We start from the raw sequence: 10868 nt of genomic DNA on the forward strand, positions 1-10868 counted from the left end.
GCGTGATCTAAGTCATGAGTGAACCGTGGGAGCCCGAGTGAGCCAGAGAGTCGAGGGAAGGTCCATGCCAAGAACCGCCCTGCTCGTCTCCGCCGTCCTGTTCGCCGCACTGCTGTCCCCGGCCGTCTCGCGCGCCGCGGACGACCCCGCACCCTCTCCCGTCGACCGATTCGAGGGCGAGGTCCCCTTCGCCTCCCAGCCCGCCGAGGGCATCTTCACCTGGGGGAGCGACTCCGACGACCCGCCGACCCTGCACCTGACCGCCCGCTCCGACGCACCGGAGGGCACCAAGGTCCTCACCGGCAGCTACGACATCAGCGGCTACGGCGGCTTCACCCACGACTTCGCCGCCACCGAGCCCGCCCACGACTGGTCCGCCCACCGGGGCATCCGCTTCTGGTGGGACGGCCGGGACACCGCCAGGAAGATCGCCTTCGAGATCAAGGACGGCGGCGCGAACGGCGAGGCCTCCGAGCTGTGGACGACCTCCTTCGCCGACGACTTCACCGGCTGGAAGCAGATCGAGATCCCCTTCACCGACTTCGTCTACCGCACCGACTACCAGCCCGTCGGCGGCATCGACCACGTCCTCGGCCTCACGCAGATGTGGGGGTACGCCGTCACCCTCCCGGCCGGCACCAAGGGCGACTTCGCGATGGACGACGTCGAGCTGTACGGCAGGGCCGACCAGTCGCTGCGCGCCTCCGTCACCACCGACTCCGCCGTCCACACGGTCCGGGCGGGCGACACGGCCACGGTCGAGGTCGCCGTCGCCACCACCGGTTCCGCCCCGATCGAGGAGCCGGTGACGGTCACGTACGAGACCGCCGGCGGCACCGCGACCCCGGGCAAGGACTACACGCCGGTGTCGGGCACCCTCACCTTCCCGGCCGGCACGGCGTCCGGCACCACACGGACGATCGAGGTGCCGACCGCGAAGGGCACCGGCGCCGCACCCGCCCGGACGATTCCGCTGAAGCTCACGGTGACCGGCGCCAAGGCCCCCGCCGAGAACCCGCAGGTCGTCGTCGACGCGCACGGACTGCCGTACCTGGACACCGGGTTGCCCGTCCGAAAGCGCGTCGCCGACCTGCTGTCCCGCATGTCACTCGCGGAGAAGGCCGGCCAGATGACCCAGGCCGAGCGGGGAGCCCTGACGAACCAGGGGGACGTCGCCGGTTACGCACTCGGTTCGATCCTCTCCGGCGGCGGCTCGACCCCCACGCCCAACACCCCCGAGGCATGGGCGAAGATGATCGACGGCTTCCAGCTGCGCGCCCGCGCGACCCGCTTCCAGATCCCGCTGATCTACGGCGTCGACGCGGTCCACGGCCACAACAACCTGGCCGGCGCCACGATCATGCCGCACAACATCGGCATCGGCGCCACCCGCGACCCCGCACTCGCCGAGCGGACCGGCGCCGTGACGGCCGCCGAGGTACGGGCCACCGGCATCCCCTGGGACTTCGCGCCCTGTCTGTGCGTGAGCCGCGACGAGCGCTGGGGCCGCTCCTACGAGTCCTTCGGCGAGGACCCGGCCCTCGTGCAGTCCATGGAGACGATCATCCAGGGCCTCCAGGGCCGCGCGAACGGCAAGGACCTCGGCCGCGACGACAAGGTCCTGGCCACCGCCAAGCACTTCGTCGGCGACGGCGGCACCGCGTACGGCTCCTCGACCACCGGGACGTACACGATCGACCAGGGCGTCACCAAGGCCACCCGGCAGCAGCTGGAGGCCGTCCACCTGGCGCCGTTCCGGACCGCCGTCGACCGGGGCATCGGCACGGTCATGCCGTCCTACTCCTCCCTGGACGTGCTCGGCGACGGGCAGGGCCCGGTGAAGATGCACGCCCGGGCGGACATGATCAACGGCGTCCTCAAGGGCCGGATGGGCTTCGACGGTTTCGTCATCAGCGACTGGAACGCCATCGACCAGCTCCCCGGCGACTACGCGTCCCACGTCCGCACGGCGGTGAACGCGGGCGTCGACATGATGATGGTGCCGTACACCTACAAGGACTTCGGCGCGACGCTCGCCGACGAGGTGCGCGCCGGGCGGATCAGCGAGCGGCGGATCGACGACGCCGTCTCCCGCATCCTCACCCAGAAGTTCCGGCTGGGCCTGTTCGAGCACCCCTACGCCGACACCAGCGGGGCCGCGCGCATCGGCTCCCCGGCGCACCGGGCCGTGGCCCGGCAGGCAGCCGCCGAGTCCCAGGTGCTGCTGAAGAACAGCGGCGGACTGCTGCCCCTGAAGAAGAGCGAGAAGGTGTACGTCGCCGGGTCCAACGCCGACGACATCGGCAACCAGACCGGCGGCTGGACCCTCACCTGGCAGGGCTCCTCCGGGAACATCACCCGGGGCACGACCATCCTCCAGGGCATGCGCGAGGCGGGCGGGAACGTCACCTGGTCCAAGGACGCCTCGGCACCGACCGGCGGCTACGACGCCGGTGTGGTCGTCGTCGGCGAGACCCCGTACGCCGAGGGCGTCGGTGACGTCGGCAACGGTCACTCGCTCCAGCTGTCCGCCGCCGACCGGGCCGCCGTGGACAAGGTCTGCGCGGCCATGAAGTGCGTCGTGCTGGTCGTCTCCGGGCGCCCCCAGCTGATCGGGGACCGGCTCGACGGGATCGACGCGCTCGTGGCGTCCTGGCTGCCCGGCACCGAGGGCGAGGGTGTCGCCGACGTCCTCTACGGCACCCGGCCCTTCACCGGACAACTCCCCGTCACCTGGCCCAGGTCCGAGGCCCAGCTGCCGATCAACGTCGGTGACGCGTCCTACGACCCCCAGTTCCCCTACGGCTGGGGCCTGACCACCCTCACCCACGTCCCGCAGGGCGGCGCGGCGACCCTGCGTGCGCTCGCGGCGTCGGCAGCGGCGGCCGAGCGGGCGGGCGCCGACCGGACCGGACGGGAGGCGGTCGACCGGGCGCGGCTGATCGTCCAGCAGAAGGCCGGGCAGCGGATCACGGAGGCGGTCGCGGGGCCGTTCGCGGACGCCGACCACCTGCTGCTGACCGGCAGGTACGCAGAGGCGGTGCGGAAGCTGACGGAGGCGTACCGGGCCGCATAGCCCAGCCCCTCCCGGAGAGATCCCCGAGGGGGGTCCCTTCGGGAGGGGTCCCTGGGAGGGATCCCCGAGAGGGCCCCGACACGGTGTCCCCGCCGAGGGGCCCTGTCAGGGACGGCCGGCGGGACTGCCCCACACGGATGCCGGGCGAGGTCGCCCGGCTGGGATGAATGCTCCATTTCAGGAGGCTTCGGGTAGCGTCGAAGGATGAAGGCCGTCCTGCGGACCCGAAGCCTCCCGGCACTGCTGCTGGCCGCCCTGACCCTGGTGATCGTGACGGTGCTGACGCCCGGCGCGACGGCGGCCACCAGCGTCTCCACGATCGCCGAGGCCCTGCGCAAGAGCCCGGTCTACGTCGATCCGGCGGCCTCCGCCCAGCTGTCCGCCGCCGACGCGGACGCCCTCGCGAAGCGGATCAAGGACGCGAACAAGCCCCTGTTCATCGCGGTCCTGCCCGCCGGCTACCCCACCCGGAACCTCTTCTCCGGCCTGCGCACGGCCACCGGAATCACCGGCCTGTACGCCATCCGTCTCGGCGACCGCTTCGACGCCCGCGCCGATTCCTCGGTCGTCCCGCGCGCCGCCGTGCAGAACCTCGTCACCAGCGTCCAGGGCGAGAAGGCCAGGACCCAGCTCACCGACTTCTCCGACCGCGCCCTGGCCAACATGGGCGGCCATGCCCCCTCGACCTGGGGTGCCCCCGGCTCGGGCGGCGGGGTGTCCGGCGCGGCCCTGATCGCCGTCGGCGCGGTCGTGGTGGCCGGGGCCGCCGGCGCCTACGCACTGGTCCGCCGCGGCCGCCGTCGGCGCGCCGAGGAGCAGCGGGCGGCCCTGGACCGGCTGCGGGTGGTCGTGGACGAGGACATCACCGCCTTCGGCGAGGAACTGGACCGGCTGGACTTCCACCCGGCCGAGGCGGGCGCCGACGACGGCATGCGCGCGGACTACGAGCGGGCACTGGACGCCTACGAGAAGGCGAAGCAGTACATGGCCGACGCCCGCAGGCCGGAGGACGTCCGCGCGGTCACCGAGGCTCTGGAGGACGGCCGCTTCTCCCTCGCCCAGCTCGCCGCCCGCCGCGAGCACCGCCCCCTCCCCGAGCGCCGTCCGCCCTGCTTCTTCGACCCGCGCCACGGCCCCTCGGCCACCGATGCCGACTGGGCCCCGCCGGGCGGCGCCGCGCGCCGGGTCCCGGTCTGCGCGGCGGACGCCACCCGCCTGGCCGACGGCCGCGACCCGGTGATCCGCGAGGTCGACACCGACCACGGGCGTCGCCCCTACTGGGACGCGGGCCCCGCCTACGGCCCCTGGGCCGGCGGCTACTTCGGCGGCGGTCTCCTGCCCGGCCTGCTCGTCGGCACCCTGCTCGGCGGCGTGATGGCCACCCCGTCGTACGGGGCCGACTACGGCACCGGCTACGGAGACTTCGGCAGCGGCGGCTATCAGGGCGGCGACGTGTCGGGCGCCGACTTCGACTCCGGGGACTTCGGCGGCGGGTTCGGTGACGGCGGCGGCTTCGACGGCGGCGGGGACGGCGGAGGCGACTTCGGCGGCGGCTTCTGACACCCCGCACCGGGCGACGGAGCACCAGCCCGCGCCTCAGCCGTGCCGGAGCGGGCGACGCAACGCCAGCCGTGCCGTACCAGCCGGCGGGGCATCAGCCGTGCCGTACCGAGCGATGGCGCCTCAGTCGTGCCGGACCGGTGCGTCCGTCGAGGCCAGCCGTTCCATCAGCGTCGCCGCCAGCGCCAGGACCCCCCGCTCCGTCTCGCCGAGCGTGCCCAGCGCCTCGGCCAGCCAGGCGTCCCGCTCGGCCATGTCCCGCTCCAGCGCCCGTCGCCCCGGCTCGGTGAGGGTGAGCACGGACCGGCGCCGGTCCGCCGTGCCCGCCTCCCGCGCGATCAGCCCCTCCGCCTCCAGCTCCGCGAAGACCCGGGTGAGCGACTGCGGCCGCTGCCGCTCCTCGGCCGCGATATCGCCGGGTGCCGCCGACCCGTGCCGACGCAGATGGCCGAGGACGGCGAGCTGATTGGGGCTGAGGCTCCCGTCCCCGCGCTCCTGCCTCAGACGCCGGTTCAGCCGGACGGCGCCGCGCCGCAGACGCGCGGCTTCGGAAAGGTGATCCACACCAGAGGATGATACGCAACGCGTACTTCTTTGACACTGCTGTGCGCCCTACTCTGGGCCTGTGTCCGACAGACTGATACGCAACGCGTACGAATCTGCCGTCACCATGACAGCCGTCCTGCTCGCCTGGTCGATCGCCCTGTGGCTGGAGGGCGCGGCCGGGCTGCACACGGACTCGGTGGTTCTCGCGGTCGTCCTGACCGTGACACTGGCGAGGACGCAGCGGACGGCCGACCGGCGCGGCCGTCTGACCGCACTCGCCCTGCTGCCGGCCGTGGCCGCACTCTGCGCCCTGGTCGGCCGCCTGATCGCCGCCCATTACTGGCTCGGCGCGGCCGTCTTCACCGCCGGTCTCTCCCTGGCCGTCTGGATCCGCCGTTACGGCCCCGCCGCGACCAGGGCGGGCACCCTGATCACGCTTCCGCTCGTGGCGCTGCTGGTCGTGCCGGGCCCCGCCCTGCCGCCCGGCGCCCAGCACGCACTCGTGAACTGGGCCTGGTCGGCCCTGATCGGCGTCCTGGCCTGGTCCTGCGTCTGCCTGGTCCAGACGCTGGCCGACACCTACGGCCCCTGGCCCGCCGAAGCCGAACCGGCAGGGCCCCGGCGCGTCTCCCGGCTGCGCCCGCGCCCCAGCACCCGCATGGCCGTCCAGATGGCGGTGGGGGTGGCCGCGTCCTTCGCCCTCGGCCGGCTGCTCTACGGCGAGCACTGGCCCTGGCCGGTCCTGACGGCGTATGTCGTGGTGAGCGGCAACCGCGGCCGGACCGACGTCCTGCGCAAGGGGGTCGAGCGTCTCCTCGGCGCCTGCGCCGGCACCCTCCTGGCCACGGGCGTGGCAGCCGCCGGCCTCAGCGGCCGTACGGCGGTGGCGGTGATGTTCGCCGTGCTGGCCGTGGCCCTGTGGCTACGCCCGCTCGACTACGCCTACTGGGCGGCCGGCATGACGACCGCCCTGTCCCTGCTCCTCGGCTGGTTCGGCCAGGACGCGGAAGGCCTGCTGCCCACCCGTCTCGGCGGGATCGCCGTGGGCGCGCTCCTGTCGGTCGGGGCGTCCTGGTACCTGCTGCCGGTTCAGCGGCCGTCGTGGCGCCGGCGTACCACCGAGCGGGTGGCGTAACGCTCACCGGCGGCATGCCACCAGGCGGGCGGGGAGGGACCGTCGACGACCGAGGACGGCTGGCCGGGATGCAGTCCGAGGCGCCGCAGCGCCCGGGCGTCCACGTTCAGCCCGAACGTGCCGTGCGGTCGCCCCTCCGCGTCCCTGCCGCACATCAGGTCGATCCGTATCTCGTGCCCCTCGAACGGCATCCAGTCGATGCCGCGTTCCCGCAGTCAACCGAGCAGGACGCACACGGGGCGGGGGCAGCCCGGCAGGTTCGCGTACGAGGTGAGGTGGACCCAGTCGGTCTGTTCGTACGACTCGTACCGTTCGGAGTGTTCCGAGGGCGATCTCATCGGGTCATCCTGGCACGCACACGCGAGCGCCCGCCCGCCCTTTTCGCGGGGGAGCGAAGGGGCGGGTCACCGGGGGCCCGGGCGTGGCGGTGCCGGCGGACCGCCGGTGGCTCACGCGTTCTTGATCGCCGAGATGTCGAAGACCAGCTTGATCTTGTCGGAGACCAGGAAGCCGCCGGTCTCCAGCGCCGCGTTCCAGGTCAGGCCCCACTCGGAGCGCAGGATGTCGGCCTTGCCCTCGAAGCCGACGCGCTCGTTGCCGAAGGGGTCCTTCGCGGAGCCGTTGAACTCCAGGTCGATGGTGAGCGGCTTGGTCACACCCAGGATGGAGAGGTCGCCGGTGACGCGGTACTCGTCGCCGCCCTGGGCCTCCACCCCGGTGGAGCGGAAGGTCATGACCGGGAACTCGTCGGTCTTGAAGAAGTCCGAGGACTTCAGGTGGCCGTCACGGTCGGCGTTGCCGGTCTCGACGCTGGCCATCTGCACATCGATGGTGGCGGTGGACTTGGCCGGGTCCGTGCCGTCCAGGTGCAGCGCCCCGGTGAAGTCGTGGAAGTTGCCCTTGACGTTGGTGACCATCGCGTGACGGGCCACGAAACCGATCGTGGTGTGGGCCGGGTCGATCGTGTAGTCACCGGTCAGCGCGGCCAGTTCGGGGCTGACGGCGGCGGGCGCGGAGGCGGCGGAGTTGCTTTCCTTACGACTGAAGATGCCCATGACGTACTCCTTGGGGACGGGTGCGGCCGGCTGGTGCCGACCGCGACGTTACCTGTTTAACGTTCAACGAATCTGACGGAATCGACAGTAGACCCATTCAGTTCAAGTTTCAACATCATCGGCATCGTGTTTTCACGGTAACCGGGAGTCACCGTATGCGCCTTCTGGTGGACATGGGCGGACCTCGGGCACCATCTGCGTGCGCCACCTGCACAGCCGCCCCGACAGGAAGCACGGCCGACCGCAGGAAGGGTCCCCATGAAGGCCATGAAGGCCATGAAGGCCATGAAGGCCATGAAGGTCCGCTCCGCCCTCACCGCACTCGCCCTCGTCGTCGCCCCCGGCGTCGCCGTCGTGGGCACCGCCACCGACGCCTTCGCCGTCACCAAGATCAGCCAGGCGACCGCCGCCCAGATGTTCCGCAGCGTGGGCATCACCTGGTCGTCGTCCGGCAACTGCACCGACCGGAACAACTCCACCTGCACGTCCTTCGAGCAGCTCAACCTCGCCACCGCGCAGGGCGCCCAGACGCTCAGACGGGCCAGTGGCTGCGCCCTCAACATCACCGGCGGCACCGAGACCGGCCACGCCTCCGGCACCTACTCCCACTGGAACGGCTACAAGCTCGACTACGGCAAGAACACCTGCCTCACGTCGTACATCAAGAACAACTTCACCTACATCGGCCTGCGCGGCGACGGCTACCCGCAGTGGCAGTCCGGATCCGGCAACGTCTACGCCGACGAGGGCAACCACTGGGACGCCCTGTACTACAACTGCGGCGGCTGCTGAACGGAGGGCGGTGACCGGCGACATGGGCCCGAACGGACCGACCCGGCGCACACTCCTGCTGGCCACCGCCCTCGCGGCGGCCCCCGTCCCCAGGGCCCGTACGGCCCCGGCCGACCCCTACGACACCCTCCGCAGCCGCTGGCTCGGCCTCGCGCTCGGCACCGGCTACGACGCGAGTGCCGAGCCGTACGCCTCCCGGCTCGCCGGACTCGGGGAACGGGCCCGGGAGTTCCGGGCCACCATGGCCCCGTCCCCGGACTCCCTCTGGCCCGGCCACCCCTTCGACCCGCCCTCCGGCATCACCTTCAGCTACGACCGCCTGTGGACCATGGCCCAGGCCCACACCCAGCCCGGCACCGGCGTCACCGGCGACGGCACCCTCCTCGCCGCCGTCCTGCGCGGCCTCGACCACCTCTCCGCCACCGTCTACAACCCCGCCACCACCCGCTACGGCAACTGGTGGGAGTGGCAGATCGGCAGCCCCCGGCTCCTCATGGACATCACGGCCGCGCTCCACGACCACCTCGGCGAGGCCCGCATCGCCGCGGCCTGCGCGGCCGTCGACCACTTCATCCCGGACGCGATGCTCACCGACTACTCCGGCACCTCCACCGGCGCCAACCGCGTCGACCTGTGCCGCTCCGTCGTCCTGCGCGGCATCCTCGGCCGGGCCGGCGAGCGCATCGCGCTGGCCCGGGACGCCCTCTCGCCGGTCTTCCCGTACGTCACCCGGGGCGACGGGCTCCACGCCGACGGCTCCTTCGTCCAGCACACCTGGGTCGCCTACTCGGGGACGTACGGCCAGGTCCTGCTCGACGGCCTCGGCCGGCTCCTCACCCTGCTGGCCGGCTCCGACTGGGCGGTCACCGACCCGGCCCGGCAGAACGTCCTGGACAGCGTCGAGCGCGCCTTCGCGCCGCTGATCCACGACGGACTGGTGATGGACTGCGTCAACGGCCGTGCCGTCAGCCGGGGTTACCTGCTCGCCGACGACCTGCACCTCATGCGCAGCGACCACTACCACGGACAGGCCCTGATCGCAGCCGTCGCCCTGCTCGCGGGCGCCGCGAGCGCGGCGGAACGGGAACGCTGGTACGGCAGGATCAAGGGCTGGATCGAACGGGACACCGTGACCCCGGTCCTGACGGCCGGCCAGTTCGGGGTGGCCGACCTCGCCCGCCTGCACACGGTCGCCTCCGCACCCGTGCCAGCCGCCGCGGAACCCGCCGGTACCCACCTCTTCCCGGCCATGGAGCGGGCCGTGCACCGCGGCCCCCGCTTCACCGCCGCCCTCTCGATGGCCGACGAGCGCATCGCGCACTACGAGTGCGGCAACGGCGAGAACCCGCGCGGCTGGCACACCGGCTCCGGAATGCTCTCCTGGTGGCCCGAGGGGACGAGCGACCAGTACACGGACTGGTTCTGGCCGACGGTCGACTGGTACCGGCTCCCGGGCACCACCGTGTCCACCAAGCGGCTCGCCGACCGGGCGGGCGGCGAGTGGGGCGCCCCCCGGCCGGACGTCCGCTGGGTCGGCGGCACGACCGACGGCACGTACGCGGCCGTGGGCCAGCACCTGAAGGGACTCGGCTCGACGCTTCAGGCGCGCAAGTCCTGGTTCTTCCTCACCGACGCGGTCGTCTGCCTCGGCGCCGGGATCGGCTGCGCCGACGGCGTCCCGGTCGAGACCGTCGTCGACAACCGCAACCTGGGGGAGAAAGGCACCCAGGCCTTCGTCCGCGGCCCCGGCTGGGCCCACCTGGAGGGCCACGGCGGCTGGCTCCTGCCCTGTGGCGGCGCCCTGCGCACGCTGCGCGAGGACCGCAGCGGCGCGTGGTCCGACATCAACACCACCAGCACCACCGAGCGGCGCACCCGCCGCTGGCAGACCCTCTGGCTCGACCACGGCACCGATCCGGCCGACGCCGCCTACGTCTACGTCCTGCTGCCCGGCGCCTCCCGTGCCGAGGTCGCCGCCCGGTCCGCCGACCGCCACTGGCTGCGCGTCCTCGCCAACGACGCCCGCCGCCAGGCCGTGGCCGTACCCGCGAGCGGACTGACCGCCGCCAACTTCTGGGAGGCGCAGGAAGCCGGTGACCTGGCGGTCTCCGCGCCCGCGAGTGTGCTTGTCAGGCGCCGGGCGGGGACCGCTACCCTGTGCATGAGCGAGCCGCCCCGCACGGGCGCGCCGCTGGAGGTCGTCTGGGACCGTCCGGTGCGCTCCGTCGTCCGCGCCGACGACACCGTCGAGGTCCTCTCCACGGGGGGCCGTCTGAGGCTCCGTGTCACTCCAGGGATGGCATGTGCCACCCACGAATGTGAGGTGACTCTCCGGTGACGTCTTTGTGGCCCTCCTACAACACCTGCGGCCTCTGAGCAGTCGGAACGGCTGCATGCGGTTTTGGTTCTGTTCGGTGGTACCAGGAAAACGGGCTGGAGACTGTACGGAGTCGACGGCTCGCTTTCCTTGGCGTCCTTCGTAAGGTCACTACATGACCGTTTTGGAAGAGACGACGGGTGAGCCGACCGGCGAGCCGACGGACGCGCGCGGGCGGGTCGCCGAGCTGCACGAGATCCGTGCGCAGGCCGTGGCGGGCCCCAGCGAGAAGGCGACCGAGGCGCAGCACGCCAAGGGCAAGCTGACGGCGCGGGAGCGCATCGAGCTGCTCCTGGACCCGGGGTCCTTCCAGGAGGTCGAGCAGCT

At 72.4% G+C, this 10868-nt stretch carries 10 protein-coding genes; 6 read left to right on the top strand and 4 right to left on the bottom strand.

What is annotated here, in order from left to right:
- Positions 1-64: 64 nt before the first annotated feature.
- Positions 65-3076, top strand: a complete 3012-nt coding sequence (locus ACFZCP_RS39515; RefSeq protein ID WP_391439353.1) for a carbohydrate binding domain-containing protein — start codon at positions 65-67, stop codon at positions 3074-3076.
- Between the two features lie 204 nt (positions 3077-3280).
- Positions 3281-4636, top strand: a complete 1356-nt coding sequence (locus tag ACFZCP_RS39520) for a hypothetical protein (protein ID WP_391439356.1) — start codon at positions 3281-3283, stop codon at positions 4634-4636.
- 123 nt (positions 4637-4759) lie between these two features.
- Here ACFZCP_RS39520 and ACFZCP_RS39525 read toward each other — a convergent pair whose 3' ends face one another.
- Positions 4760-5200, bottom strand: coding sequence for a MarR family transcriptional regulator (locus tag ACFZCP_RS39525; RefSeq protein WP_391439361.1), 441 nt, complete (start codon positions 5198-5200; stop codon positions 4760-4762).
- A 61-nt stretch (positions 5201-5261) separates the two neighbouring features.
- Here ACFZCP_RS39525 and ACFZCP_RS39530 point away from each other — a divergent pair, with 61 nt between their 5' ends.
- The gene (locus ACFZCP_RS39530; RefSeq protein ID WP_391439366.1) at positions 5262-6317 is read left to right on the top strand and encodes an FUSC family protein; all 1056 of its coding nucleotides are present in this window, start codon (positions 5262-5264) and stop codon (positions 6315-6317) included.
- Here the strand turns inward: ACFZCP_RS39530 and ACFZCP_RS39535 are convergent.
- From ACFZCP_RS39535 to ACFZCP_RS39545, 3 genes are all read right to left on the bottom strand, one after another.
- Positions 6272-6508 carry a hypothetical protein gene (locus ACFZCP_RS39535; protein ID WP_362700496.1) on the bottom strand — a complete coding sequence of 79 codons (237 nt, stop codon included), beginning with the start codon at positions 6506-6508 and terminating at the stop codon, positions 6272-6274. The genes ACFZCP_RS39530 and ACFZCP_RS39535 overlap by 46 nt on opposite strands.
- A 24-nt stretch (positions 6509-6532) precedes the next feature.
- Positions 6533-6655, bottom strand: coding sequence for a hypothetical protein (locus tag ACFZCP_RS39540; RefSeq protein ID WP_391439372.1), 123 nt, complete (start codon positions 6653-6655; stop codon positions 6533-6535).
- A gap of 111 nt (positions 6656-6766) precedes the next feature.
- Positions 6767-7372, bottom strand: coding sequence for a YceI family protein (locus tag ACFZCP_RS39545; protein WP_391439376.1), 606 nt, complete (start codon positions 7370-7372; stop codon positions 6767-6769).
- A gap of 294 nt (positions 7373-7666) precedes the next feature.
- On the opposite strand from ACFZCP_RS39545, the gene ACFZCP_RS39550 reads away from it, so the two are divergent.
- From ACFZCP_RS39550 to ACFZCP_RS39560, 3 genes are all read left to right on the top strand, one after another.
- Entirely contained in the window at positions 7667-8164 is a 498-nt protein-coding gene (locus tag ACFZCP_RS39550) for a hypothetical protein (protein WP_391439406.1), read from the top strand.
- Positions 8165-8186: 22 nt separating this feature from the next.
- On the top strand, positions 8187-10502 hold the full coding sequence (locus ACFZCP_RS39555) for a polysaccharide lyase family 8 super-sandwich domain-containing protein (protein ID WP_391439411.1): 2316 nt from the start codon (positions 8187-8189) through the stop codon (positions 10500-10502).
- 154 nt (positions 10503-10656) lie between these two features.
- A partial coding sequence (locus ACFZCP_RS39560; protein ID WP_391439381.1) for a carboxyl transferase domain-containing protein occupies positions 10657-10868 on the top strand: 212 nt, incomplete at its 3' end.

This window comes from Streptomyces sp. NPDC007971 (genome assembly GCF_042958635.1).
Taxonomy (GTDB): Bacteria; Actinomycetota; Actinomycetes; order Streptomycetales; family Streptomycetaceae; genus Streptomyces.

Bases quoted from the DNA above. Each gene is read 5' to 3' on its own strand.
- ACFZCP_RS39515 (WP_391439353.1), top strand. From the start codon at position 65: ATGCCAAGAACCGCCCTGCTCGTCTCCGCCGTCCTGTTCGCCGCACTG.
- ACFZCP_RS39520 (WP_391439356.1), top strand. From the start codon at position 3,281: ATGAAGGCCGTCCTGCGGACCCGAAGCCTCCCGGCACTGCTGCTGGCC.
- ACFZCP_RS39535 (WP_362700496.1), bottom strand. From the start codon at position 6,508: ATGCCGTTCGAGGGGCACGAGATACGGATCGACCTGATGTGCGGCAGG.
- ACFZCP_RS39540 (WP_391439372.1), bottom strand. From the start codon at position 6,655: ATGAGATCGCCCTCGGAACACTCCGAACGGTACGAGTCGTACGAACAG.
- ACFZCP_RS39545 (WP_391439376.1), bottom strand. From the start codon at position 7,372: ATGGGCATCTTCAGTCGTAAGGAAAGCAACTCCGCCGCCTCCGCGCCC.
- ACFZCP_RS39550 (WP_391439406.1), top strand. From the start codon at position 7,667: ATGAAGGTCCGCTCCGCCCTCACCGCACTCGCCCTCGTCGTCGCCCCC.
- ACFZCP_RS39555 (WP_391439411.1), top strand. From the start codon at position 8,187: ATGGGCCCGAACGGACCGACCCGGCGCACACTCCTGCTGGCCACCGCC.